The sequence below is a fragment of the Polynucleobacter sp. AP-Reno-20A-A9 genome, from assembly GCF_018882085.1.
Taxonomy (GTDB): Bacteria; Pseudomonadota; Gammaproteobacteria; order Burkholderiales; family Burkholderiaceae; genus Polynucleobacter.
In genome coordinates this window covers 244,677-271,460 of the sequence record NZ_JACVPB010000003.1, presented here as the reverse complement: position 1 = coordinate 271,460, position 26,784 = coordinate 244,677, and the positions used below count along the sequence as shown (strand labels likewise).

Here is a 26,784-nt window from a genome sequence, read left to right as displayed (position 1 = left end):
TATATATCTACAAGGAATATATAGCGATATCTAAATGACTTTTAGATATATAGAGACAAATCGATTACTTCTCTACGAAAGCACGTTCAAAGACATAGTCACCCATCTGGCCTAGGCTTGGTGAGACTTTGAAGCCTTTGGCATCCAACATCTCAGAGGTTTCTTTGAGCATAGAGGGGCTACCGCAAATCATGGCACGATCCACTGCTGGATCGAGCGGCGGAAGACCAATATCTTTGAAAAGTTGACCTGATTCAATTGCGGTAGTGAGGCGACCAGTGTGCTTGAATGCTTCGCGTGTCACTGTTGGATAGTAGATCAGTTTTTCACGAATGAGATCGCCCAAGAATTCATCTTGAGTGAGTTCGTCACGGATGTAATCGGCATAAGCTAATTCACTGACCAGACGAACACCATGAATGAGAACAACCTTCTCAAACTTTTCATAAGTTTCTGGATCGCGGATGATGCTCATAAATGGAGCCAACCCAGTGCCGGTACTAAATAGGTAGAGATGCTTGCCTGGGTTCAGGTCATCGAGCACCAATGTGCCAACCGACTTTTCGCTCACCAAGATTGGATCGCCCACTTGTATCTTCTGAAGGCGTGATGTCAACGGACCATCTTGCACTTTAATGCTCAAGAACTCGAGATGCTCTTCATAGTTCGGGCTAGCAACGCTGTAAGCACGCACCAAAGGTTTGCCCTCAACCTCAAGACCAATCATCAAGAAGTGGCCGCTACGAAAACGCAAGCCCTTATTACGAGTGGTGGTAAAGCTAAAAAGAGTGTCGTTCCAATGATGAACGGTTAAAACGGTTTCGGTATTGTATGCGGCCATAGAAAGCTTAATTAATTTTGCAAAACGTTGATTATCCTCAAAAATCACCCTATTTCCGGGGGATTGACGGATTAACTTTTCATATCCAATGCACTTTTAGTAATAAAGCCAAGATTTGGGGCTTTAAAAGCTGATGCCACTATGATTGTGTGATGACTAGAGCCCAATATTTATCCCTCTCCTTCCTAAGCCTAGGCTTGGTAGCTTTTGCGCTGGTATTGCAACAGGTGGGTTATCAAGGAGTTAGCTTCTTGCCGTGCCCTTTGTGCATTTTGCAAAGAGTCGGATACCTGGGTATAGCGATTGCTTGCTTTTTTGCGGCTGGTATTCCAATGTTCAGAAAGCTATTTCATGGTTTAGCTATCTTGGCTGCTGGATATGGGGTAGCAGTAGCTGGGCACCATGTTTGGCTTTTATCTCACCCAGGTGAATCCTGCGGAATAGATCCCTTAGAGATTTGGATTAACCAGCTTCAACTAGCCAACGGTTTGCCTTGGCTATTTAAAGCAGATGGCTTGTGCTCAGCACAACTTCCTGCGATCTTAGGATTGCAAGTTCCTGAGTGGTCTTTGCTTTGGTTTGCACTGATCTTGTTGGTCTTAGTAATCACATTCTTCAAAAAGACCAAGCAATAGAAATGACTTCAATCGGTATTTAGATTAGTCAACCTTTGCGCCAGAATCTTTTACCAACTTTGCCCATTTAGGTGTGGAGCTAGCAAGATATTCTCCGAGGACCTTTGGGGAGCTGGCAACGACCTCAAAACCATCTGCGATTAATTTCTTTTTAGTTTCTGGATTATTCAGACTTGCAACGATTTCTTTGTTTAGCAAACGAATAATTTCATTCGGCGTGCCAGCAGGCGCTAAAAATCCTTGCCATGAGTTCAAGTCATACCCAGCAAGCCCAGCTTCCGCAATGGTAGGTATTGTTGGTGCACCTGTGGATCTCTTTGCGGAACTTACACCTAAAGCAGTCAGTCTGCCTGACTGAATATGTGGCAGAGCTGCTGCCAAGGTAACCATTAATGCATCAACATGTCCCGCCAGTAAATCAGCTACTGCTGGAGCGCCGCCTTTGTAGGGGATATTGTTGAATTTAATCTCTGCTTTTGATTCAAGAAGTGCGGCGGCGAGATGGCCTGGGCTGCCATTTCCTGCATTCGCCATACTGATTCCACTAGGATCTCTTCTAGCAACTTCAATAAAAGTCTTTAGATTTTTCACTGGGAGTTTAGGTCCCACTACCAATACTTGCGGTGCAGTAATGGCAAGTGAAATAGGTGCAAATTGATCTAACTTATAAGGAAGGGATGGGTAAAGAGCTGGATTAATCGCAAGGCTATCCCAACCCACTAGCAAGGTATACCCATCAGGGTTTGCTTTGGCAACATATCCAAATGCAATATTGCTACCGCCACCAGGCATATTTTCGACCATGACAGTTTGATTTAGTCTGGTTGTTAATTCTTTTGCAACGGTGCGGGCCAAAATATCAAGACTTCCGCCGGGAGCGGCCGGAACAATTAACCTGATAGGTCTATTGGGCCACAATGCGCTTGCCCTCGTAGTCAGCGGGATTGCTGAAATTACCGCTATGGATAGCAGGGATTTGAGAAGGCTTCGTCGTGAGGTGTGCATTAAGTCTTTGGCTGTAATTGATTTGTAACGTAATTGATTCTAAGTCTTAAAGATGGCAGAAAAGAGGGTATTAATAGTGTTTTTAGTAATTAGCTTATGCGCTTAGCTTGTTTTACAAAAATAGGGTCATGCCATAAGATATGTGGACATTTCAGCTGGTTTCCCTTTTTTAGGAATTTCTATGACTTACTTTACCGATAACTCCCAAACCATTGGCAAGACTCCCTTGGTACGTTTAAATCGCGTAACTGATGGCGCTAAAGCAACTGTGCTTGCCAAGATTGAAGGCCGTAATCCAGCCTATTCAGTGAAGTGTCGTATTGGTGTGGCCATGATTAATGATGCGCAAGAACAAGGTATCTTAGGCCCAGGTAAAGAACTGGTTGAGCCGACTAGTGGCAATACTGGCATTGCTTTGGCTTTCGTAGCAGCAGCGCGTGGCATCCCACTTACGCTAACCATGCCCGAAACCATGAGTATTGAGCGCCGCAAATTGCTCACTGCTTTGGGTGCGAAGATTGTTTTGACCGAAGGTCCCAAGGGTATGAATGGCGCTGTTGCTAAGGCTAAGGAGATTGCTGAGTCAGATTCTAAATATGTCTTACTACAGCAATTTAGCAATCCATCGAATCCAGCGATTCATGAAAAGACTACCGGCCCAGAAATCTGGGAAGACACTGATGGCAAGATTGATGTATTTGTAGCGGGCGTTGGTACTGGCGGAACAATTACGGGTGTCGCTCGTTACATCAAGAACACCAAGAAAAAGAATATTGAGGTAGTAGCTGTTGAGCCAACTTCAAGTCCAGTCATCACACAAAAATTGAATGGTGAAGAAATTAAACCGGCACCGCATAAGATTCAGGGTATTGGCGCCGGATTTATTCCGGACAATCTGGATTTATCAGTGGTCGATAAAGTTGAGCAAGTGAGCAATGAAGAGGCGATTGAGTTCGCGCGCCGCATTGCTAAAGAAGAGGGTATTTTGGTGGGCATCTCCTGTGGCGCAGCAGCTGCAGTTGCCGTTCGTCTTGCCAAGAAGCCTGAATACGCGGGTAAAACGATCGTGGTGGTTCTTCCAGATACGGCCGAGCGTTACTTGAGCTCAGCTTTATTTGAAGGCGTATTTGATGAAAAAGGTTTGCCAGCGTAACGCAGCACTCTCTGCTCGGCAATAAAAAAGGCACCCTAGGGTGCCTTTTGTTTATTTCAAGAATGATTACTCTTCTTCACGACGTAAGTGCGGGAACAGAATCACATCACGAATATTGGGCGCATCAGTCAGTAACATCACTAAACGATCGATACCAATGCCGCAGCCACCTGTTGGAGGCATACCGTACTCGAGAGCGCGGATGAAGTCATGGTCAAAGTACATGGCTTCCTCATCGCCCGCTTCTTTTTGCTCTACTTGCTTGCGGAAGCGATTGGCTTGATCTTCTGCATCGTTGAGTTCAGAGAAGCCGTTGGCAATTTCACGACCGGTGATGAAGAGTTCGAAGCGCTCAGTAATGCCTGGGCGAGTATCGGACTCTCTAGCCAGTGGGCTGACTTCAATTGGGTAATCAATGATGTAAGTTGGCTCCCAAAGATGTTCTTCGGCCACTAATTCAAATAAGGCTAATTGAAGTGCGCCAATCCCGGCATTCTTGAGGGTTGGGGCATCTGGGTTCTCACCACCCTTTTTCAGCTCAGTGCGGATGAAGTTGATGTCATCCAATTGAGCGGCTTCATAGCTCTTACCTGACTGGCCGCAGTACTTGAGGATGGCTTCCGTAATCGTTAGACGTTGGAATGGCTTGCTGAGGTCAAGCTCGCGACCTTGGTGTGTTAAAACGGCGGTGCCTTGCGCATCCATTGCAGCTGCACGAATCAAGCCTTCCGTGAAATCCATCAGCCAACGGTAGTCCGTGTAGGCTGCATAGAACTCCATCATTGTGAATTCTGGATTGTGACGTGGGCTTACGCCTTCGTTACGGAAGTTGCGATTGATTTCAAAGACACGCTCAAAACCGCCGACCACTAAACGCTTGAGGTAAAGCTCTGGAGCAATACGCAAGAACATTTGCATGTCGAGTGCGTTGTGGTGAGTAATGAAGGGCTTCGCTGCTGCGCCACCAGGGATAGGGTGGAGCATTGGTGTCTCTACTTCCATGAAGTCGGCATCTAACATATGGCGACGTAATGAAGCGATTGCATTGCTACGTGCTTTGAATGTATTACGACTTTCTGGATTAACAATTAAATCTACATAGCGCTGACGGTATTTAGTCTCTAGGTCTGATAGGCCATGGAACTTATCAGGCAGTGGACGCAGTGATTTGCTGAGTAAGCGTAAGTTACTGCACTCAACAGACAGCTCGCCTTTATTGGTCTTAAAGAGATTGCCTTCAGCAGAGATGAAGTCACCCATATCCCAGTGCTTGAAGGCGCCATGAACATCAGCGCCGCTCAGCTCATCATTGATGTAGAACTGAATCTGTCCGCTGCGATCTTGAATGGTGGCAAAGCTAGCTTTACCCATGACTCGCTTAAGAACCATACGGCCTGCCACTTTGACATGAACCTTTTTCGCAGCTAGCTCTTCTTTAGTGAGGCTATCGTAGTGAGCATGCAAATCAGCTGCTAAATGGGTAGGAACAAAGTCATTCGGAAATGCAACGCCACCTGCACGAAGCTTGGCCAGTTTTTCACGGCGCTCCGCAATGATGTGATTCTCATCAACTACTTCGGTGGCTGGGGCGGTATCTAAATGGGTTTTATCGTTCATGTCTATAGTGGTGCAGTAATGGGAGTTGGTTTTTACACGCCTTGTTTTAGGCTGGCTTCAATAAAGGCATCAAGATCACCATCTAATACTTTTTGAGTATTAGAGATTTCGACGTTAGTGCGCAAGTCTTTAATACGGCTTTGATCTAGAACGTAGGAGCGGATTTGGTGGCCCCAACCCACATCGGTCTTGCTTGCTTCTAATTTGTCTTGTTCGGCACGGCGCTTTTGCATCTCATGTTCATAGAGGCGAGACTTGAGCATGCTCATCGCTTCAGCACGGTTGCGGTGTTGGCTACGATCGTTCTGACACTGCACCACAATCCCCGTTGGAATATGCGTTAAGCGAACAGCTGAGTCTGTTTTGTTAATGTGCTGACCACCTGCACCAGAGGCGCGGTAGGTATCGGTACGAATATCTGCAGGATTAACGTCAATCTCAATGGAGTCGTCAATCTCTGGATACACATAGATAGAAGCAAAGGATGTGTGGCGACCATTTGAAGAGTCAAAAGGGGATTTACGCACCAAGCGATGGACACCTGTTTCTGAGCGGAGGTGGCCGTAAGCATATTCGCCATCAACTTTGATAGTGGCGCTCTTAATGCCTGCAACGTCACCATCAGATTCTTCGAGGATTTCTGTTTTGTAACCTTTGCGCTCGCAATACTTCAGGTATTGGCGATACAGCATGCTGGCCCAATCACAGGCTTCAGTGCCACCTGCACCTGCTTGAATATCGATAAAGCAATTACATGAATCCATCTCGTTGTGGAACATGCGGCGGAACTCTAAGTCACCGATAGTCTTGCTGTAGCCCTCAACATCCTGTGCAATAGCAGCAATGGTTTCAAAATCGCTTTCTTCTTTGGCCATGTCAAACAGCTCAAGAGCGCTAGTAATATTGGTATTGAGATCGGTAAGAGTCGCAACTACACCGTCGAGCAATTTCTTCTCTTTGCCCAGCGCTTGTGCTTTCTTTTGATCATCCCAAATGGTGGGATCCTCCAGAATGGAGTTAACTTCGGTAAGGCGACGTGACTTTACTTCGAAGTCAAAGATACCCCCGAAGAGCTTGCTCACGAGTGAGCAGATCAGACAAGGTATTCGAAATAGTGTTTAGTTGTTCAGCTTCCATCCCTTGATTATAAGGGGGTTATTGCCCTGGACCCTTAGGTGCTGGCTGCCTCGTCATGGGCCTCAATCATCAACTGCACACGGGCTTGACCCTGATAACGGTCGGTTACAAGGCGATAGGCTAATTTAGCTTTGGCTGGCAGGCTTTGAGTGCGGTTAAACCAAACGGCGGTAAATGGTTTGTTCGTCGGCTTGAGTTCGGATCTGCCGATGGGGCGAACCATCAGTCGTAAATGCTTTTCTTTCATCAGGCTTTGCTGGGTAATCTCAAATTCCCCGTAGAAAACGGGCTGAGGGAAGCCTTGACCCCAGATCTCTTCGGCCAGTAGGTCCCCAATTTCAGAGGTAAATTCAGAGAGCTCTAATTCGCCATCGTGGGCATGGCGACGTTCTAGTAACTCATCCGTCAATAAGCCATTTGCTACTTCCTGAAAGCAGGCATCAAACTTTTCAAAATCACTTTTCCGAATTGTGAGGCCTGCAGCCATCGCATGACCACCAAACTTCAATATGAGTCCAGGCTCACGCTTTGAAACAAGATCTAAGGCATCTCTTAAATGAAAGCCGATAAGGGAACGACCGGAGCCGCGGAGTTCTTCCCCCGTGCTGCCGTCTGCAGGTGCAAACACAATCGCTGGGCGATTAAAGCGCTCCTTCAGTCGTGAAGCCACAATACCAACAACGCCCTGATGCCATTCTGGGTTCCATAGGCAAATGCTGGTGCGCTCAGCCATAGTGCCGTCAAGCTGATCTTCGGCAAGATGAGAGAGGGCAGTTTCTTGCATGCCCGTTTCAATCACACGGCGTTCGCGATTAATGCGATCGAGTTCATGCGCAAGATTGAGTGCCTCATCCGTATTGTCAGTGAGTAGCAAGCGGATGCCTAAGGTCATATCTGCTAGACGCCCAGCAGCATTGAGTCTAGGGCCGATAGCAAAGCCTAGATCAAAGGTATTTGCTTTACGTGGGTCTCGAGTTGCCGCTTGAAATAGCGCCTGAATGCCTGGCTGAGATATCCCAGCGCGAATACGTTTCAAGCCGTTGGAAACTAACACTCGATTATTGCGGTCGAGTTGCGCTACGTCAGCAACAGTACCCAAGGCGACAAGATCTAACAGGTTCTCTACTTTAGGTTGAGTCTCATTTGTAAATTTTCCACGCTTACGAAGTTCAGCGCGCAGCGCGACAAGCAGGTAAAACATCACACCAACACCAGCGAGTGCTTTGCTAGGAAAGCTGCAAGCGGGTTGATTGGGATTAACAATAGCTAAAGCCTTAGGTAAGTTATCGCCGGGAAGATGATGGTCAGTCACAATCACTTCCATACCCAGTTCGCGGGCGCGATCTACACCTGCTTCGCTAGCGATGCCGTTGTCCACGGTGATGAGGTATTTGGGTTTTGGGGATTGCTGTGCTGCCAGCTCAACAACTTCAGGCGTCAGTCCATAGCCCATCGTGAAGCGGTTCGGAACTAGAAACTGAATTGGAGTCTCGGGGCCGCCCAGCAAGCGTAAGCCACGCAGACCCACAGCACATGCGGTCGCGCCATCGCAGTCATAGTCTGCGACGATGAGCATGGGCTCTTTTTTCTCAAGGATATCGGCGAGTAAAGCGGCAGTGCTAATGCAATTCTTCAGTTCTACTGGCGAAAGCAGTTGTTTTAAATCAAGTGAGAGTTCTTCCGGTGATTGCAGACCACGAGCGGCATAGAGTCTGGCTAGAAGTGGATGTAAACCGCTCTGCGCTAACCAGGTAGCGGTGCGTTCCGAGAAGGGGCGTTGAGAAAATAAATTCATATAAAACTCATGCGTAACTCATGACTGACTAATTTCTTTCCAAGTCAGGGGTTCTGCTTTTTTCCAGAAGGCCCATGATTTTTTATTGAGATCTTTGGCTGTGAAAATGCGTTCACGAACTTTACCCTTCGGAAAGTCAATGATCATCACTTCATCCAATTGTTTATTCAGTAGTGCCGCGCTTAACTTTGGCCAAGCCGCTTGTGGCTGATCAAGCCAGGCGAAGGTGCCAAGCAAGTTTTTCTCATCCAGGACGATTTCGTGTGGCAGGCTTAATACCCTTGAAAGGCCAGCCAGTATAGGGTGTGTGCCGATGAGGCGCTGTGAGTTTTTTAATAATGCTGGTGCTTGAACATCACTGAGCTTACCGATACCGCTAATCCAGATTGAGTTGATGCTGGGCATGCCACGTTGTCCGCGCTCTTCATTGACGGGGCCGATATGCCAAAGCATTTGGATTTCATTTTGAAGTTTGCGCCAACGTTTAGCGATACCTTCTTCTCGGGTATCACGCGGCATCCACCAATCAATATTCCGGCCATGTGCCTGGTCCACACTGTAAGTGACTAAGTTAGAAAATGGGCCAGCAGGAACAAACCAATAATGCTGGTTATGAAACAGTACAGAGTCCTGAAAATCTTCCTCGATAAAAGGCAAAGCTGCTTGTAGTAGCTGAGCCGACTCTTCAGAGGTCAGATCAATCTGGTTTTGCCCCATCAAAATGAGGTGATCTCGAGTGGCGTGCAGATGAACTGGCTGTAAGCAGGCAATGACTTCGTTTGGATTAATTTCTTGATTCGATTGCCCAAGAAGCAAGACCGGGGCAAGAGGAAGTAACTCTCCGAGCAAAAAGCGCTCATGAGGCAGTCCTTTATGGGGGCTATCTCTACTGTCAAGCTCATCTAGCGCATCTTCCCCTGAAAGCATCAGGGTGAAGCGGCGTAGCGGGGCCTTGGGGGAGGTGGGATTCGCAGTCATTCCCCTGATTTTAGGTGGCATTTAGATATTCCATCAGTTTGTCCGCGCGATTCACTAAACTGTGGCTATGTTGAGACTTCCTATTGAGCTAGAAATTGGCCTGCGTTACACCCGATCCAAGCGTCGTAAGACGGTGGGGAAGCGTGATGGCTTCCTATCGTTCATCTCCGGAATTTCTACTGCTGGCATCGCTTTAGGGGTTGCCGCGCTGATAGTGGTTCTATCGGTAATGAATGGTTTTCAAAAGGAAGTGCGGGATCGCATGTTGTCGGTGCTCTCTCATGTGGAAATTACCGCTCCTGATGGCTTGGCAAATTGGGAGCCACTTGCACTGAAGGTTGCGGCTCAACCACACGTTATTGGTGTAGCGCCCATGGTAAGTTCGCAAGGCTTATTGACCCGTGAAGGAGTGATGCGCGGAGTTGCTATTCGTGGCATCTTGCCTAGCGAAGAAGGTAAGGTATCGGATTTACCAAAACAATTTGTTGCTGGCAATATTGACGACCTGAAGCCGGGCAGTTTCGGTGTTGCTCTGGGCGCACAACTTGCGGCGATTGTTGGTGCGCACGTAGGTGATCGTATTAATTTAATTGTTCCCGAGAGTGATTTAACTCCAGCAGGTGCTATGCCACGCATGCGTACACTGCAGGTAGTCGGCATTGTTGATAGTGGCCATTATGAGTACGACAGCTCCTTAGCCATCATGCACTGGAAGGACGCCGCTGCCCTGCTGCGTCTACATGATCCGTCTGGCTTGCGTATCAAGGTGGATGATATGCAGCGGGCCCCAGAAGTTGCTAATGAGTTAGCGGGCATTGTTCCTCAGGCGCTTTGGGTGACTGATTGGTCAAGATCAAATCGTAATTGGTTCGCGGCAGTACAGACTGAAAGAAAAATGATGTTCATTATTCTGACTTTGATTATTGCCGTGGCTGCATTTAATTTAGTCTCCACTCTAGTCATGACGGTGAACGAGAAGCAAGCTGACATTGCCATTCTGAGAACTATGGGCGCAAGTCCTGGACTCATTCAAAGAATATTTTTAATTCAGGGATTGTCGATCGGTCTTCTGGGCTCCTTAGTTGGTGTTGCATTAGGCCTAATAATTGCCCTGAACATTGATGTCATCGTGCCAGTCATTGAGGCTATCTTCCGCGTACAGTTCTTGCCGCGTGAGGTGTACTTCATTAGCGAGCTACCTTCCGATGTTCGGGCTAGTGATGTGCTGACTGTGGGATTAATGGCGTTTGGCCTCTCTGTGTTGGCGACGCTTTATCCAAGTCGTCGTGCTGCGAAGGTACAGCCTGCGGAGGCCTTACGTTATGAGTAATGTAGATAGCCTGGTACTAAAGGCCAGAGGCTTAGCCAAGACCTATGGTCAAGGACCTACTGCGGTAGAGGTTCTGAAGGCGATTGATCTGGATATTTCACCATCGGAGAAGGTGGCTATCGTTGGTTCTTCAGGCTCTGGCAAGAGCACTTTGCTTCATTTGTTAGGTGGCTTAGACACCCCAAGCGCTGGCTCCGTTATTTTGGCTGGATCTCATTTGAACAACTTATCGGTTAAAAAGTTAGATCAACTTCGCAACCATAGTCTTGGGTTTATTTATCAATTTCATCATCTCTTGGATGAATTTAGTGCTGCAGAGAATGTGGCTTTGCCTTTACGTATTCGCGGCCTCAGCAACGATGAGTCAATGGATCGCGCAAGCAAGATGCTCAAAGCAGTTGGCTTGGCCGCACGTGAACTCCATACTCCAGGAGAGCTATCTGGGGGAGAGCGTCAGCGTGTGGCGGTAGCTCGTGCCTTGGTTGGCAATCCTGCTTGCGTTCTGGCGGATGAGCCAACGGGTAATCTCGATACCGAGACTGCAGACGGCGTATTTGATTTGATGTTGGACATCGCTCGAGATCAAGGCACAGCCTTTGTGATAGTGACGCATGACCCGGTACGTGCTAAACGTTGTGATCGGATCTTGCATTTAGAGCGTGGAGTACTAAAGCCATTTTCGGCATGAGTAGACATCCCATGTGGATCGATACCCATTGCCATCTAGATGCCCCTGAGTTTGCAGACTCGCTAGATGCAGTTATTCAACGAGCTGCCGATAAAGGTGTCAAGGCAATTCTGTTGCCTGCCGTACGGGTAGCAGATTGCTCTAATGTAAAAGAATTGGCCCATCAATATAGCCAAGAGATTCCTGGCTTGGTCTATACCTTGGGAATACACCCGCTGTATACAAATCAAGCTCAAGAAGGGGATATCGACACTCTTGAGAGGCAAATAATCGAGGCGCTTCCTGATCCACGCTTTGTTGGTGTTGGTGAAATTGGGCTAGATTATTTTGTAGAGGATTTAGATCCCCATAAACAAGAATTCTTTTTCAATGCGCAATTAGATTTGGCTCAGAAGTATCAATTGCCTGTCATTTTGCATGTGCGTCGTTCTCAGGATGCGATTTTGAAGGCCTTACGTCGCCACAATATCCCTGGCGGAATAGCGCATGCTTTTAATGGTAGCTTTCAGCAGGCCGAGCAATTTATTGAGCTCGGATTTAAATTAGGATTTGGTGGCGCAGCGACTTATGAGCGTGCCTTGCAAATCCGTAGACTCTTAAAAGAACTTCCGCTTGACAGTATCGTGACTGAAACGGATTCACCTGATATTCCGCCGGCATGGCTCAGGGGAGAGGGTATTGCATTTAATGAGCCTGCTTTTTTGCCGCGGATTGCAAAGGAACTTGCCTTGGTTAGAGGTGTGAGTGACGCTGAATTTGCTTCAGCGATATGGGCTAATGCACAGCAAGTGTTGCCACGTTGGTCTGCCCTCTGCGCAGACTATCCAAGCCTCAACTTAGCCTCTTAATTTCTTGCGATTAGCTATTGCGGCATTTATTGCCGGGGGATCGCTCCTTCTCTTTTTGGCACAACTACCGGAATATTGGGTGTATGCATGCGTGGGTGTTGGTATCTCTTGTTTATTAGCTAGCTGCTTTATTCCTAATGAATCCCCGCTTAAAAAATTTGCAGCGATTGGTTTGCTGTTTGTGGCGGGGTTTGCATGGAATGCCTTATATGCAGAAAACCGCTTGGAGAATGTTCTTGCTACAGAGCTGGAGGGTAAGGAGTTAATGCTTGAGGGTAGGGTTGCAGCATTGTCACAAAGTAATTCATCTGGCGCCAAGTTTGCTTTTGAGGTTGATGACATCGTCTCTGGAAAAGCAGTCCTTAAGCGCTTTCCAAAAAGAATTTATTTGAGTTGGCAGCCGGCCTGGAGAAATCCCCAGGCAATTCCTGAAGTTATTCCCGGACAACGCTGGAAGATCAGGGCAAAGCTAAAGCGTCCTTATGGCTCCTTAAATCCTTATACCTTTGATTTTGAGCGCTGGTCCTTCCACCAAGACTTTGGGGCTAGCGGATCGGTAAGGTCCGGTGAGTTATTGCTGGATAAAGATATCGCCTGGACAGAGCTTGAGTTGCGTATGGAGCTTGCGAGATGGCATCTACGAAAAAAGATTCAGTCTATGTTGCCGAATGATGCGAGGTACGTGGGTGTTTTGATTGCCTTGGTAATGGGCGATCAGAACGCCATCAATCAAGATGACTGGCAAGTATTTAATGCAACGGGTATTGGGCATCTCATATCGATATCTGGACTTCATGTAACTATGTTGGCAGGCGTTGGCGCTTCATTTGCTGCATTTTTGTGGCGTCGACGAACTTGGCCTCTGATTGCCCCAGTCAGCAAGGTAGCTGCAGTCTCAGGATTCGTGACTGCGTTTATTTATGCGTGGTTAGCGGGCTTTCAGATTCCGGCTCAAAGAACGATGTATATGGTTGGGGTAGTGGCATTTGCTTTATGGACTGGCCGAAATCCACGTTCTTTTGATATCTGGTGGTGGGCTCTTGCATTCGTATTATTGATTGACCCCATGGCCCCCTATACGCCAGGCTTTTGGTTATCTTTTGGCGCAGTGGCTGCCATTCTTTATGCCATGGGGGATTCTTCTGGCCTATTGGGTATCCCTACGGAAAAAGAATTGGAGATGCATTGGGTGCATCGTATGGGGCAAGCCCTTCGTGAGGCATGTCGCGTGCAAGCTGTTGTCACGCTGGCGCTGTTGCCTTTTACTTTGTATTGGTTTTACCAAGTTTCCATTGTTTCACCATTGGCTAATGCATTTGCTATTCCGCTAGTAAGTTATATCGTGACCCCGCTGGCAATTGCAGGTGCTTTGCTTCCGGAATTTATCGGTCGCTGGCTCTTATTGCCAGCGCATGCATCTATGGAATATCTTGCAATCATTCTGGAATGGATGGCGGGCTGGAGTTGGTCAGTGGCTTGGTCTAAACAGCCTGAGTGGTGGATGCTTGTGATAGCTGGGTGCGGAATTGTGTATGCGATTCGTCCTGGTGCTGTTGATGAATCATGGAAGAGACGGTTACTTAGCGTCTCTTTATCTGTACCCCTATTTATTTGGCCAACCCAATTGAAGACACATCTTGCTCAAGGAGAATTTAGAGCAATTGTTTTAGATATTGGTCAGGGCACCGCAGTTCTGATTGAGACAGCCAATAGGAGATTGCTATACGACACGGGACCCATTCAAGGCAAGAAAGATGATGCAGGGCAGAGAATTATTCTTCCCTACCTACGTGGCAGAGGAATCAATCAGGTTGATCGCATGGTTATCAGCCACAGCGACAGCGATCACGTTGGTGGCGCTGCAACACTTCTACGGCATATTCAATTTAATTTGATGATGGGGTCATTGCCTAGCAACAATCCACTGCTTCACAATTTAGCGGCAAGGAAGATTCCAGCCGTTCCTTGTCGCTTTGGTCAGCGCTGGTCATGGGATGGTGTGGACTTTGTGATTTGGCATCCTCATGAAGAAACGGTGTTTGCCGAACAATATCCCGGTAAGCCTAATGAAATGAGTTGCGTGCTGGAGGTACGAAATCAACAAAGCTCTCTTTGGTTAACGGGTGACGTTGAAAAGCAGGGCGAATCCGAAATTACCGAGCGCTTAGATGAAGAAATGTTGCAAGAAATTAGCGATAGGGAACTAATATTTATGGCGCCACATCATGGTAGCAAAACCTCCTCCTCTTTGGCGCTCCTCAAAAGATTGGAGCCTAGTCAGGCTTTCGCGCAAAATGGCTATCGCAATCGTTATGGACACCCACATCCAGATGTCACTGCGCGCTATCAAGGTTTGGAGATACCTTTTTATCAAACGCCGAAAACAGGTGCCCAAACTTGGATATTTAAAAATAATTCAAAATCTTCGACACAGTTTTTGCGGCATGATATAAAACGGATATGGCATCGATCGATGTGAAATTGAATAAAAGGATTCGCATATGAAAAAGCTACTCACTCTATGTTCTTTGGTTGTCGCTGTAACAGTCGGTTGCGCTGGTGCGAACGTTCGCCCTTTGGTGGATATGAAGGGTGTCAATGAGGCTGCCTATGAGAAAGATTTAAGCGAGTGCCAAGCTTATGCTCAACAGCAATCAGGCATGGGTGAGACTGCGGCCAAAGGCGCTGGCGCTGGTGCTGTTGTTGGTGGCCTATTGGGGCTCGTTACTGGTGGCAATAAGACGGGCATCCTGCAGACTGCTGGAGCAGGAGCTGTCATTGGTGGAGCAGGAGGTGCATTTACCGGTAATCAGGCTCAAGAGGCAGTTGTGAAGAGGTGTTTGAGTGGTCGCGGTTACAAGGTGTTGAACTAAATCCACCCTGAAATAGCTAAAAAGCCTGAGAAATCAGGCTTTTTTAATGCCCAGAAAAGCAAAAAGCCCTTAAAAATTAAGGGCTTAGTACGTAAATCTTGGTTGCGGGGGCAGGATTTGAACCTACGACCTTCGGGTTATGAGCCCGACGAGCTGCCAGACTGCTCCACCCCGCGTCTGAAGCTGGAATTCTACCATTTATTGGGGGTCTCTGTCGAGGTATTCCTGTAAATAACGCATAAATAAGGCGTTTTATTGAGGAAATTCTCGTTTTAATCACTGCCGGCAAGGAGTAACATATTGCCACGCAACATCACGCTAAGGTTTATTAATGTCAGTTAGCAATCCTGAGTTTTCAGAATCATCCTTATTACGGCCCGTAGAGATTTCTCGAGAGGATCATCCTCACAAGAAGGGCGCCTCAATTTCATTAATGTTTGCTGCTATTGGCGTGGTTTTCGGTGACATAGGCACCAGCCCCTTGTACGCATTAAAAGAATGTTTTAGTCCTGAGCACGGAATTCCGTTTTCACCAGATGCGGTCTATGGTGTGATCTCTATGGTGTTCTGGGCTTTTGCGATTGTGGTTTCGCTGAAGTATGTTTTATTCGTGATGCGTGCAAACAATCATGGTGAGGGCGGAATTCTGGCCCTGATGGCCTTGGCTTTAAGAACTGCTCCTGTGAATTCAAAGCGTTCACTTTTGATCATTATGGCGGGTGTGTTCGGTGCCTGTATGTTCTATGGCGATGCCATCATTACGCCGGCAATTTCAGTTTTATCTGCAGTTGAAGGTCTTGAGGTGATATCAAGTGATTTAACGCGATATGTCATACCGATTACTATTTTTATTCTAGTCATCCTCTTTTTTATTCAGAAGACAGGAACTGATTTAGTTGGCAAACTTTTTGGCCCAATCATGATGGTTTGGTTTATTGCTATCGGATTGATGGGGGTACATCAAGTCATTCTTAATCCAGCAATTTTTGCCGCTATTAATCCTCTGTTTGCTATCCGCTTCTTGATTGAGCATTCGCTACAAGGCTTTATTGTTTTGGGTGCGGTCTTCCTGGTGTTGACTGGTGCTGAAGCTTTATATGCAGATATGGGTCACTTTGGATTGAAGCCTATTCGTATGGGTTGGTTTTTTATTGTCATGCCTTGCTTGCTCCTGAATTACTTTGGTCAAGGTGCAATGTTTTTAAATAACCCAGAGACTATTACTAACCCATTCTTTTTGATGGTTCCTGAATTCTTGGTATTTCCGTTGGTGATATTGGCTACTGCTGCAACGGTGATTGCTTCGCAAGCGGTGATCTCTGGCGCTTTCTCAATGACAAGCCAAGCAATCCTATTGGGCTTTGTCCCGCGCATGAAAGTGCGACACACATCCGATAGGGAGATTGGTCAGATCTATATGCCGCTGGTGAATTGGGCTCTGTTGATTCTGGTGATCGCTGTGGTCTTGGCTTTTAAGAAATCTGAAAATTTAGCAGCTGCATACGGTATCGCTGTTACCACCACCATGATCGTAACGACCTTCTTAGCTGCTATTGTTATGCGCGTAGTGTGGCGTTGGAATACGCTGTTGGTAACGTTAGTTATTAGCGCCTTTTTGGTGGTGGATTTAGCCTTTTTAACTGCTAATCTTTTGAAAATTATGGAAGGCGGCTGGTTCCCGCTGCTACTCGGTGCCGCATGCTTCTTATTGCTAATGACTTGGTATCAAGGTCGTAAGATTTTGCGTCAGAACGCAATGAATAACGGTATTGAGCTTAAGGGCTTTATTGAGGCATTAATGCAGCATCCTCCGCATCGTGTAGAGGGCACAGCTGTTTTCTTGACGGCGCATGTCGACTATATACCCGTTTCTTTCTTGCACAACCTGAAGCACAACCATGTATTGCACGAAAGAGTATTTTTCCTCAAGGTCAGTATTTGGGATGTACCTTATGTAAAAGACAGCGAGCGCATTACCTTGCGCGATCTTGGTAATGGCATCTACGTCGTGCGTGCGGTTTACGGCTTTAATGAAACGCCAGACATGGGTCAAATTATTGAGTTAATTGAAAAAGCCTCCGATCTGAAGTTTGATTTGATGAACACCTCATTCTTCTTGTCGCGCGATACCATTGTCTCTACTGAAATACCTGGTATGGCTATTTGGCGCGAAAAATTGTTCTGCTGGATGTATCAAAACGCTGGACGTCAGTCGGATTTCTTCAAGATACCTGCGAACCGTTTGGTTGAGTTGGGCGCGAAGGTAGAGATTTGAGGAAAATGCTTTCTATCCGCTCAACAATATTGATTTCAATATTGTTTGCCACTTCCTTGGGTGGGCCTGCGCTGGCTTCTCCAGCCGAAGAGGCTGAACTAGATCAGCTTAATAAGATCGAGCAAGAGTTGGAGTTGCAGCGTGACTGGGCTAAATACCGTTGGGGTAAAGCATCTTCTGAGTGTTACCAAAATTACTGGGTTAATTCTTGCTTGAGAAGTGCTCGCGCGGACTATCGCAAGGAAATTGATCCGATTCGCGAGCAAGAGGTGGCTTTGCATGAAGTGCAACGCAAGCTTCGTGAAAGCCTCAAGACTCAAGAAGATGCTAAACGTGCTGCTGAGCGGGCTTCACCTGAAAAGGCTGCTGAGCGAGCGGCTAATCAAGGAGAGTTTGATCAGAAGCAGAAAGATGCTGCGGCAAGAGCTGCTGACTTAGAGCAGCGACGTAAGGATGCACCTAAGCGCGCAAAAGAAAATAAAGCGGGCACTCAGCTCGATTAATTTCTTCTAATTTACTTTTACATTTCATTAGGTAACTCTTGGCTAAAGTCAAAACGATTTATATTTGCCAGTCTTGTGGTGGCACCTCTGCTAAGTGGCAGGGCCAGTGCCCATCTTGCCAAGCCTGGAATACTTTAGAAGAGGGTTTGCCTGAGACGACATCCAATGCTCGTTTCCAGGGTTTAGCGCAATCACTGCCAAGACAAAAGTTATCCGCTATTAGCGCTGAAGACTTGCCAAGATTTAGTACAGGGGTCGAAGAGTTTGATCGCGTGCTGGGTGGCGGATTGGTTCCGGGTGGAGTTGTGCTTCTAGGTGGCGATCCTGGTATTGGCAAATCTACTTTGTTGCTCCAGGCATTAGCGGAGATGAGCTCTGCTGGCATGAATGTGCTCTATAGCAGTGGTGAAGAGTCCGCTGCGCAGATTGCTCTGCGTGCAAAGCGCATTGCTTTAGATGCACCTCAGCTTGAAGTGTTGGCGGAGATTCAGTTGGAAAAACTGATTTCTATTATGGATACCGTAAAGCCACAAGTATTGGTGGTGGACTCTATTCAGACTTTGTATTCCGAGGTATTAAGTTCAGCTCCTGGTTCTGTAGCGCAGGTGCGAGAGTGTGCGGCGCAACTCACTAGAGCTGCTAAATCAAGTGGTATCTGTGTGCTGATGGTCGGGCACGTTACCAAGGATGGTCATCTTGCTGGCCCTAGAGTCTTAGAACATATTGTCGATACTGTTTTGTATTTTGAGGGCGATACCCATTCCTCTTTTCGCTTAGTGCGTTCGATTAAGAACCGTTTTGGCGCAGTCAATGAGCTGGGCGTATTTGCGATGACTGAAAAAGGTCTGCGCGGTGTAACTAATCCGTCAGCGATTTTTCTGTCGCAACATGAGCAAATGGTTCCGGGCGCCTGTGTATTGGTTACGCAAGAGGGTAGTAGACCTTTGTTGGTGGAGATTCAGGCTTTAGTTGATACAGCGCATGTACCTAATCCCCGTCGTTTAGCTGTTGGCTTAGAGCAAGCTCGTTTAGCTATGCTCTTAGCAGTACTACATCGCCATGCTGGCGTAGCCTGCTTTGATCAAGATGTTTTCTTAAATGCGGTAGGCGGCGTCAAGATTTCTGAACCAGCCGCTGACTTAGCTGTTCTTCTAGCCATTCAATCATCTATTCGAAACCGCGCATTACCAAAAGAGTTGATCGTATTTGGTGAAGTTGGTTTGGCAGGTGAGATTCGCCCATGTCCGCGTGGGCAAGAGCGCTTGAAAGAGGCTGCAAAATTAGGCTTCACTGTAGCAATCATCCCAAAAGCCAATATGCCGAAGACCAAAATTCCGGGATTAAAGGTAATTCCGGTAGAGCGAATTGATCAAGCAATTGCTGCTGCTGCGGAACTCAGTTAACTCCTTAGCGCAAGTCTTCTGCTTGTATTAATAAGACTTGCTCTTCTCCTGCGGATACTTCCATCCAGATTGCCGGAATTTGTGGGAAAGCCTTTTTGAAGTGCTCATACTCATTACCAATCTCGAGCAAGATAGCGCCACGCTCAGATAGGTAATCAGGCGCTGACGCAATGATGCGTCTGATGATATCCATGCCATCCTCTCCGCCGGCTAAAGCTAATTCTGGCTCAGCGTGATATTCAGCAGGAAGCGCATTCATTGAAGCCGCATTCACGTATGGTGGATTACAGATGATGAGATCAAAGAGGTTGTCTTCATTGGGTTCTGGCAAGGCATCCCAAAGATCGCCATTCAATAGCTCTACTTGAGAGCCTAGGCCATGACGATCGACGTTACGGGCTGCTACAGAGAGGGCTGGCATGCTGATATCGCAGGCGCTCACATGAATATCTGGGCATGACAGAGCCAAGAGAATTGCCAGCGAGCCATTACCAGTGCAAAGATCAAGCGCTTTACCATCGGCTGGCAACCAGGTCTCTAGTGAGCCATCTACGATGAGCTCTGCAATCCAAGAGCGGGGAACAATGCTTTGCTCGCTGCAGAAAAAAGGGACTCCCATCAGCCACGCTTCACCCAAAATATAGGCAAGTGGTTTACGTGTAAGGATTCTGGTGTCGGCAATAGCGGATGCTTTTTGCTGTTGATTATCAGGGATTGCATCATCTAGGTGATCCAACGCCTCTGCTGGGCTGAGATTGAGCTGCTTGCTCACAATCCACAGAGCTTCACTATGGGCATCAATTGCCCCGTGACCGTAATGCAAGTTTGCTGCCTCAAGTTTTTGTGCAACCTGATTGATGCACTGGTTTACGGTAAGGTGTTGCTGAGGCTCAGGGTCCATGATGGAGAGGTTCTTTAGGAGAAAAGGCAGGGGTGCAATTGATCGATCAAGCGATTAATTGTTCAAGAGTCTTGCGATAGATATTTTTCAGTGGCACTACATCATCGACGATGACGCACTCGTCGATTTTGTGGCTAGTCGCATTGAGAGGGCCAAACTCCACTACTTCTTTGCAAATCTTGGCGATAAAGCGGCCATCACTGGTCCCACCGGTAGTGGAGAGCTCTGTATCAATATTGGCTTCTGCTTTGATGGCCTTTCGTAGGGCTCCAGCCAGGTCGCCGTCACCAGTGATGAATGGGCTACCGCCTAATACCCAATCAATCTCAAACTCTAAACCGGCATCCTTCAGAATCTTTTCTAGACGCTCACGCAATTGTTCTGGCTTACTCTCGGTGGAGAATCGGAAGTTAAAGTCGATCACCAGTTCGCCAGGAATAACGTTATTTGCACCGGTGCCAGCATGTACATTGGAAATCTGAAAACTAGTAGGTTGGAAATATTCATTACCTTTGTCCCACTCGGTTTCTACTAGAGCAGAAATTGCTGGTGCAGACAGGTGAATCGGATTCTTGCCAAGGTGAGGGTAGGCGATATGCGCCTGTATACCTTTCACCTTGAGCTTACCTGATAGGGATCCACGACGACCATTCTTAATCATGTCGCCAAGCTTATCTACAGAAGTAGGTTCGCCAATGACGCAGTAGTCTAAACGCTGTCCTTGTTTTTGTAGGCGCTCGCACATGATGACTGTGCCATCGTTAGCAGGACCTTCTTCATCGCTGGTGATCAAGAATGCAATAGAGCCCTCATGATCTGGGTGCGTAGTGACGAATTCTTCTGTGGCAACCACAAAGCCCGCGAGGGATGTCTTCATATCCGCTGCGCCACGACCATAGAGCATGCCGTCACGAATGGTTGGGGTAAAGGGGTTATTGGTCCACTTCTCTAATGGGCCTGTAGGTACCACATCGGTATGACCTGCAAACACCAATACTTTACCTTGATCGCCGGCCTTGCCTTTTTTGATTGCCCACAAGTTGGTGACCTGGAAATTTTCAGGACCACTCACCACACTCTCGGTATGAAAACCAATCGCTTGAAGGCGTTTGGCAATTAAATCTTGGCAGCCACCATCAGCTGGGGTTACGGAATGGCAGGCGATGAGAGCTTCAGTGAGCTCAAGTGTGGCGCTCATGGATTTAACTTAGTCGCGGAGTAGTTCGTTAATAGCTGTCTTTGCTCTGGTTTGAGCATCAACCTTCTTAACAATGATTGCGGCATACAAACTGTACTTACCGCAGGCGGAAGGAAGTGAGCCTGGAACAACTACCGAGCCAGCTGGAACGCGACCGTAATGCACTTCGCCAGTTTCACGGTCATAGATCTTGGTGCTTTGGCCAATGTAGACGCCCATCGATAAAACGGCGTTTTCTTCAATTACAACACCTTCAACCACCTCAGAGCGGGCGCCGATGAAGCAGTTATCTTCAATAATGACTGGACCAGCTTGGATTGGCTCCAAAACACCACCAATACCAACGCCACCAGAAAGGTGTACGTTTTTACCAATTTGAGCGCAAGAACCAACTGTTGCCCAGGTATCCACCATCGTGCCTTCACCTACATAAGCGCCAATATTGACGTAGGAGGGCATTAAAACGGCGTTTTTGCCGATAAATGAGCCGCGGCGGGCTACGGCAGGGGGAACTACACGGAAACCACCTGCAGCAAAGTCGGCTGCTGTGTAGTTTTCAAACTTACTAGGCACCTTGTCGTAGAACTGGGTATAGCCCCCAGCACCCATAGGTTTATTGTCTTCTAGGCGGAAAGAGAGCAAAACTGCCTTCTTAACCCATTGATTTACCTCCCACTTACCGACATCGCGGCGCTCAGCCACGCGAATAGTGCCGGCATTGAGGCCTTCTAATACGGCATTTACGGCATTACGGACATCCCCAGGGGCGCTATCTGGAGAAAGGTTTGCGCGGTTTTCCCAGGCTTGTTCAATGATGTTTTGTGGTGATTGGCTCATGCTTTTTAGTTAACTATCAGATTGTTAAGGGATTTTGTCCCGGGAGGTAGATTTATCATTATATAGATGGGGCAAAAACGGGTCCAAGCAGGCTAGAGCTTGCTATCATCTTCCCACTTTAGCTTTAATTTTTACCCCTTTATTTGAACCCCTTTTTTCCCTGCAAAGTACGCCGTGCAACTGAAATCCATCAAACTTTCCGGCTTTAAGTCTTTCGTAGACCCAACCCATTTTGAAATGCCTGGCCAACTCATTGGCGTTGTGGGACCTAACGGCTGCGGAAAGTCGAACATTATCGATGCCGTCCGCTGGGTTTTGGGTGAATCCCGCGCCAGTGAATTGCGTGGTGAATCGATGCAGGACGTTATTTTTAATGGCTCAGGTTTACGTAAACCATCTGGTCGCGCCAGTGTTGAACTCATTTTTGATAACACTGAAGGACGTGCTCAAGGGCAGTGGAGCGCTTTTACAGAATTGGGTATCAAACGCGTTTTAACTCGCGATGGAAATTCTAGCTACTACGTGAATAACCAAGTAGTTCGTCGTAAAGATATTCAGGATATTTTCTTGGGTACCGGTATGGGACCAAGAGGTTACGCCATCATTGGTCAAGGTACGATTAATCGAATTTTGGAAGCAAAGCCAGAAGAGTTGCGCGTGTTCTTGGAAGAAGCTGCTGGTGTTTCTAAATACAAAGAGCGTCGCAAAGAAACTGCTTCACGTTTAGAAGATACGGTAGAAAATTTAACTCGTGTTGAAGATATCTTGCGTGAACTTGATCAACAATTAACTCGCTTAGAAAAACAAGCAACTGTTGCAGAGCGTCATGCCGAGCTTTCTACACAGATGAAGTCTCAGCAACAACTACTTTGGTTTGTGCGCCAGACCGAGGCTGGTAAAGAGCAAGAGCGTCATGCCAATGGTATCCGTGACACTCAAGTTAGTCTAGAAGAACAGACTGCTAAGCTACGCCACGTCGAAGCCGAGCTTGAGACAATGCGCACGCAACAGTACGCATTACAAGATAAAGTTTCTCAAGCGCAAGGCGACTTGTATCAAACCAACTCTGACGTTAGTCAGGTTGAGTCACAGATTCTTTATGTGCAAGAAGCGCGTCAACGTTTACAACAGCAAACTCAGGATTTACAAGCGCAGTTACAGCGCTGGACTGTGCAAGAAACTGATGCAGCGCAAGCCCAACGAACTACTGAGCATGAACTCTCATTAGCCGCTGAAAAAGAACAAACCTTATTAGCCGATTTAAATGGTTTACAAGAGCAAATGCCAAGTCGTGAAGAGGCGTATCAAATCGCTTCACGTGAACTCAATAGTGCACGTGATTCACTGGCCTCTATTGAGCAGCGCTTAGCAAGTCTGGGTGAGCGCCTTCGTTCCATGTCAGCTCAGTCAGATGAATTAAAGGGTCGCGAGACTCGCCTAGTTGGTGAATTCGACTGCTTACGTCGCCCAGATGCTGAAGCTTTGCAAACAGCGATGGATCGTCAAGTAATGGCTGCCCGTAAAGTTGAAGAAGCGAAGCAGCGCGCTGTTGAAACGCAACAACGCGTTCCAGCTGCTGATGAAGCCCGTAATACTGCCCAACAACAGATTCAAGTTGCCAATCAAGACCTCGCTCAAACTGAAGCCAAGTTGACGGCATTGACCGCCTTGCAAGCAAGTGTTCAAGCCCAAGGCAAGATTGGACCTTGGCTTGAAAGTAAGGGCCTTAAGGAGAGCAAGCGTCTCTGGCAAGAACTCAAAGTTGAGAGCGGCTGGGAGACTGCGCTTGAATCCGTGCTGCGTGAGCGTTTAGCTGCTGTTACTGCAAAGAGCGTGCAAGAAACATTGGCTTTGGCTAACGATGCGCCTCCAAGCCGTTTAGCAATTTTGCTCACAGAAGAAATTACGCCGGCGCATACCTCTGCTCCAGCCGATTTCACAGCATTGTTGAGCCGTGTGCAAAGTGCTGGTGCGCCAAGACTCACTTCAGTATTACAAGAATGGTTAGACAATATTTACATTGCTAGCAGCCTTGAAGATGCTTTGCATCGCCGTGAAAAATTACCAGCTGGTGGTGCATTTGTTACTCAACAAGGCCACTTAGTAAGTCGTGTTGGGGTACAGCTTTATGCTGCTGACTCTGAGCAAGCTGGTATGTTGGCCCGTGCTCAAGAGATGGAAAGTCTCGAGAAGCAATTGCGCGCTCAACAACTTATGCAAAGCGAACTCAAAGGTGAGTTGGATCAGTGTGTAGCGAACTACCAGGCAGCGCATCAAGCGGCTGAGCAGGCTCGTGAAAATGCTGAGCATGCTGTTCAAGAGGCGCATGGTTTTGAAGTGGAAAGAATGCAGTTGACTCAAGCTGAAGAGCAATATAGTCAACGTGCAGCACAGATTCAGGGTGAGTTAAGCGAGTTGCGCCAACAGATGGAGCAGGTAAGTCAAACTCAAGAGCAATCTGCTGCCGAGTTGCTAGAATCCGAAGAATCTAAAGAAGGCTTGCAAGAGGCTTTGCAAGTGGCGCAAGAAAAATTGGAGCGTTCCACAGAAGAGCGTGATCGTTTGCGTGAGTCACTCCGTTCCGCTGAAATGGCTGCTCAAGAAGCGGCCTTTGCAACACGTTCATTACAACAACGTATTGCTGACTTGCAGCGTGATCAAAGTACTGCCCGTACCCAGATCATGGAAATTCAAGATAAGCATGATGCTGCCGCTCAAGAACTAGAAACTTTGAGCGATGAAGAGGCGCAAGATAAATTACAAGGCTTATTGCTAGCCCGCAGCGCACGTGAAGCTGCATTAGCTAATGCGCGCACTGAGCAGGATGCTTTATTGCATCAATTGCGTGAAGCCGATGAGTCTCGTATGCAGGTAGAGCGCAGCTTACAGCCAATGCGTGACAAAGTAGTTGATTTGCAATTGCGTGAGCAGGCTGCTCGTTTGAATTTTGAGCAATTTGCTACATTGTTATCGGATGCGGAAGCCGACCTCACTGCGCTTGAGGCAAATTTCAGTGCTGACTTAAAAGTAGGCGCATTGCAGAGCGAAGTAAATCGCTTAAATACTGAGATTCAGTCTTTGGGTCCAGTCAATATGGCTGCTTTGGATGAGTTATCAAGCTCCCGTGAGCGTAAGCAGTTCTTGGATGCTCAGTCTGCTGACTTGAATGAAGCAATGCAGACTTTGACAGATGCCATTGCCAAGATTGATGCTGAAACACGTGATCTATTGCAAGGTACTTTTGATCAGGTCAATACCCACTTTGGCAAGCTATTCCCTGAGTTGTTCGGTGGTGGTCATGCTGAATTGGTAATGACTGGTGAAGAGATCCTAGACTCTGGCGTACAGGTAATGGCTCAGCCTCCTGGCAAGAAGAATAGTTCTATTTACCTCCTCTCCGGTGGTGAAAAGGCACTGACTGCAATTGCCTTGGTGTTCTCGCTCTTCCTCTTGAACCCAGCCCCATTCTGCTTACTTGATGAGGTTGACGCTCCTTTGGACGATGCAAATACCTTGCGTTATGCAAATCTAGTTGCCAAAATGTCAGATAAGACACAGTTTTTGTTTATCTCTCATAACAAGATCACTATGGAAATCGCGCATCAATTGATTGGTGTCACGATGCAAGAGCAGGGCGTATCCCGCATTGTTGCGGTGGATATCTCTTCTGCTGTTTCAATGGTGGAGGCCGCCTAAGTGTATATAGAACAAATCATGACGATGTTGGGTTTGTCTGATTTGCAATTTGCGCTGGCAGTTATTGGGCTATTAATCCTGATAGCTGTAGCCATTCTGAATATTAAGTATGCTCGTGCACGCCGTAAGGCAAAAGAGCAAAGCATATATTCTTTGGATGATCGTTTTGGTAAAGAGCCTAGTTTTACTCAGGGCTTTGCTGATGGCGATGCAGCACGTACCGAACCTAGTTTCGGTGAGGTGATAACAACCATTTCAGCCCCAGAAAAGTTCGCTATTGATCCTCGGATTGACTGTGTGATCACGCTTCGTTTTGACGAGAGCATTAGTGGCGCAGAAATTCTGGAAGAAATTAATGCTTGGGCGGATCTGGAGGCTCAGTCGACTGCACGCTGGATGTGCGAAGGTTTAAATGCCAATCTAGACGTTGCTGAAGACTGGGAAGAACTCCATCCCGACTCGAGATATTCTGATTTACAGCTTGCTATTCAGCTGGCAAGCCGCAAAGGCGCTATTGGTGTTCTAGAGCTATCTGATTTTTGCTCTCGTGCTCAAGCGCTTGCTGAGACTTTGGGTTCACAAATTGATATGCCGAGCGTGAGCACGATGTTGGAAAGTGCTAATGAATTAGATGTCATGGCTGCTGAAAGCGATATTCAATTGAGTATCAATGTGCTCTTTGATGAGCCATGTCCATGGGGTAACTTTGATGCGCTTATGCGTCAACGTGGCTTTAAGTTATCTCGCAATGGCCGTCAATATGAATATCTCAGCAAAGGCATAGTGCTTTTTAGTAGCACTGATTTTGATCCAAACAAGTCCGTAACCCAAGTGACCTTATTGCTTGAAGTTCCCCTGGTCCCGCAAGAAGAGCGTGCATTTGAAAGAATGTTGGCTGAGGGTGTGGAGATTGCACAAGCAGCTCATGGACGTTTAGTGGATGACAATGGCATCAACCTCAGCGAGGCTGCGGTCATCAGCATTCGTCAGCATCTCGATGTTCTCTATTCGAACCTTGAGAAATCCGGCATCCCTGCTGGGTCTTCTACAGCTAGTAGACTATTTAGCTAG

At 47.3% G+C, this 26,784-nt stretch carries 21 protein-coding genes and 1 tRNA gene; 12 read left to right on the top strand and 10 right to left on the bottom strand.

Annotated elements, in window-relative coordinates; genetic code table 11:
* Nucleotides 1-64: 64 nt before the first annotated feature.
* The gene (locus ICN39_RS04610; protein ID WP_216232899.1) at nt 65-841 is read right to left on the bottom strand and encodes a ferredoxin--NADP reductase; all 777 of its coding nucleotides are present in this window, start codon (nt 839-841) and stop codon (nt 65-67) included.
* A gap of 152 nt (nt 842-993) precedes the next feature.
* Here ICN39_RS04610 and ICN39_RS04605 point away from each other — a divergent pair, with 152 nt between their 5' ends.
* Nucleotides 994-1,476 (top strand): disulfide bond formation protein B, encoded by a 483-nt coding sequence (locus ICN39_RS04605; protein ID WP_216232898.1) that lies wholly within the window; start codon nt 994-996, stop codon nt 1,474-1,476.
* A gap of 24 nt (nt 1,477-1,500) precedes the next feature.
* Here ICN39_RS04605 and ICN39_RS04600 read toward each other — a convergent pair whose 3' ends face one another.
* Nucleotides 1,501-2,481: a tripartite tricarboxylate transporter substrate binding protein gene (locus ICN39_RS04600; RefSeq protein ID WP_216232897.1), complete on the bottom strand. Its 981-nt coding sequence runs from the start codon at nt 2,479-2,481 to the stop codon at nt 1,501-1,503.
* A 181-nt stretch (nt 2,482-2,662) separates the two neighbouring features.
* On the opposite strand from ICN39_RS04600, the gene cysK reads away from it, so the two are divergent.
* On the top strand, nt 2,663-3,634 hold the full coding sequence (cysK, locus tag ICN39_RS04595) for a cysteine synthase A (RefSeq protein ID WP_072583192.1): 972 nt from the start codon (nt 2,663-2,665) through the stop codon (nt 3,632-3,634).
* Between the two features lie 66 nt (nt 3,635-3,700).
* Here the strand turns inward: cysK and lysS are convergent, their stop codons facing one another.
* The 4 genes from lysS to ICN39_RS04575 all read right to left on the bottom strand — a co-directional run bounded on the left by lysS (nt 3,701) and on the right by ICN39_RS04575 (nt 9,182).
* Complete coding sequence (gene lysS, locus ICN39_RS04590; RefSeq protein WP_216232896.1) at nt 3,701-5,251, bottom strand: lysine--tRNA ligase; 1,551 nt, start codon at nt 5,249-5,251, stop codon at nt 3,701-3,703.
* Nucleotides 5,252-5,283: 32 nt separating this feature from the next.
* A protein-coding gene (gene prfB / locus ICN39_RS04585; protein WP_216232895.1) for a peptide chain release factor 2 occupies nt 5,284-6,388 on the bottom strand; the annotation gives its coding sequence in 2 pieces (ribosomal slippage) (nt 5,284-6,315 and nt 6,317-6,388; 1,104 coding nt in all).
* Between the two features lie 34 nt (nt 6,389-6,422).
* Nucleotides 6,423-8,183, bottom strand: a complete 1,761-nt coding sequence (recJ, locus tag ICN39_RS04580) for a single-stranded-DNA-specific exonuclease RecJ (RefSeq protein ID WP_216232894.1) — start codon at nt 8,181-8,183, stop codon at nt 6,423-6,425.
* Between the two features lie 18 nt (nt 8,184-8,201).
* Entirely contained in the window at nt 8,202-9,182 is a 981-nt protein-coding gene (locus ICN39_RS04575; protein ID WP_216232893.1) for a hypothetical protein, read from the bottom strand.
* Between the two features lie 46 nt (nt 9,183-9,228).
* Here ICN39_RS04575 and ICN39_RS04570 point away from each other — a divergent pair, with 46 nt between their 5' ends.
* From ICN39_RS04570 to ICN39_RS04550, 5 genes are read left to right on the top strand one after another with little or no spacing between them, the layout of a single operon-like run.
* Nucleotides 9,229-10,491 (top strand): lipoprotein-releasing ABC transporter permease subunit, encoded by a 1,263-nt coding sequence (locus ICN39_RS04570; protein WP_216232892.1) that lies wholly within the window; start codon nt 9,229-9,231, stop codon nt 10,489-10,491.
* The gene (locus ICN39_RS04565; protein ID WP_216232891.1) at nt 10,484-11,179 is read left to right on the top strand and encodes an ABC transporter ATP-binding protein; all 696 of its coding nucleotides are present in this window, start codon (nt 10,484-10,486) and stop codon (nt 11,177-11,179) included. The genes ICN39_RS04570 and ICN39_RS04565 overlap by 8 nt, the downstream gene beginning before the upstream one ends.
* A gap of 11 nt (nt 11,180-11,190) precedes the next feature.
* The gene (locus ICN39_RS04560; RefSeq protein WP_216232927.1) at nt 11,191-12,027 is read left to right on the top strand and encodes a TatD family hydrolase; all 837 of its coding nucleotides are present in this window, start codon (nt 11,191-11,193) and stop codon (nt 12,025-12,027) included.
* Nucleotides 12,028-12,082: 55 nt separating this feature from the next.
* A complete protein-coding gene (locus tag ICN39_RS04555; protein WP_216860957.1) occupies nt 12,083-14,506 on the top strand; it encodes a DNA internalization-related competence protein ComEC/Rec2 in 2,424 nt (807 codons plus the stop codon).
* Between the two features lie 22 nt (nt 14,507-14,528).
* Nucleotides 14,529-14,900 (top strand): glycine zipper family protein, encoded by a 372-nt coding sequence (locus ICN39_RS04550; protein ID WP_216232890.1) that lies wholly within the window; start codon nt 14,529-14,531, stop codon nt 14,898-14,900.
* A 99-nt stretch (nt 14,901-14,999) separates the two neighbouring features.
* On the opposite strand, the gene ICN39_RS04545 is transcribed toward ICN39_RS04550, so the two are convergent.
* Nucleotides 15,000-15,076, bottom strand: a tRNA-Met gene (locus ICN39_RS04545).
* A gap of 155 nt (nt 15,077-15,231) precedes the next feature.
* Between ICN39_RS04545 and ICN39_RS04540 the strand changes: the two genes are divergently transcribed.
* Genes ICN39_RS04540 through radA form a run of 3 tightly spaced genes read left to right on the top strand, consistent with a single transcriptional unit; the run spans nt 15,232 to nt 19,081 of the window.
* Nucleotides 15,232-17,175, top strand: a complete 1,944-nt coding sequence (locus tag ICN39_RS04540) for a potassium transporter Kup (protein ID WP_216232889.1) — start codon at nt 15,232-15,234, stop codon at nt 17,173-17,175.
* Between the two features lie 5 nt (nt 17,176-17,180).
* Nucleotides 17,181-17,678: a hypothetical protein gene (locus ICN39_RS04535; RefSeq protein ID WP_255532288.1), complete on the top strand. Its 498-nt coding sequence runs from the start codon at nt 17,181-17,183 to the stop codon at nt 17,676-17,678.
* A 38-nt stretch (nt 17,679-17,716) separates the two neighbouring features.
* Nucleotides 17,717-19,081 (top strand): DNA repair protein RadA, encoded by a 1,365-nt coding sequence (gene radA / locus ICN39_RS04530; RefSeq protein WP_072583050.1) that lies wholly within the window; start codon nt 17,717-17,719, stop codon nt 19,079-19,081.
* A 4-nt stretch (nt 19,082-19,085) separates the two neighbouring features.
* Here radA and prmB read toward each other — a convergent pair whose 3' ends face one another.
* From prmB to dapD, 3 genes are read right to left on the bottom strand one after another with little or no spacing between them, the layout of a single operon-like run.
* Nucleotides 19,086-19,982 carry a 50S ribosomal protein L3 N(5)-glutamine methyltransferase gene (prmB, locus tag ICN39_RS04525; RefSeq protein WP_216232887.1) on the bottom strand — a complete coding sequence of 299 codons (897 nt, stop codon included), beginning with the start codon at nt 19,980-19,982 and terminating at the stop codon, nt 19,086-19,088.
* 46 nt (nt 19,983-20,028) lie between these two features.
* Nucleotides 20,029-21,180 (bottom strand): succinyl-diaminopimelate desuccinylase, encoded by a 1,152-nt coding sequence (gene dapE, locus ICN39_RS04520; RefSeq protein ID WP_216232886.1) that lies wholly within the window; start codon nt 21,178-21,180, stop codon nt 20,029-20,031.
* A gap of 9 nt (nt 21,181-21,189) precedes the next feature.
* Nucleotides 21,190-22,017: a 2,3,4,5-tetrahydropyridine-2,6-dicarboxylate N-succinyltransferase gene (gene dapD, locus ICN39_RS04515; RefSeq protein ID WP_216195730.1), complete on the bottom strand. Its 828-nt coding sequence runs from the start codon at nt 22,015-22,017 to the stop codon at nt 21,190-21,192.
* A gap of 174 nt (nt 22,018-22,191) precedes the next feature.
* Between dapD and smc the strand changes: the two genes are divergently transcribed.
* The gene (gene smc, locus ICN39_RS04510) at nt 22,192-25,713 is read left to right on the top strand and encodes a chromosome segregation protein SMC (protein WP_216232885.1); all 3,522 of its coding nucleotides are present in this window, start codon (nt 22,192-22,194) and stop codon (nt 25,711-25,713) included.
* A complete protein-coding gene (locus ICN39_RS04505; protein WP_370623676.1) occupies nt 25,714-26,784 on the top strand; it encodes a cell division protein ZipA C-terminal FtsZ-binding domain-containing protein in 1,071 nt (356 codons plus the stop codon).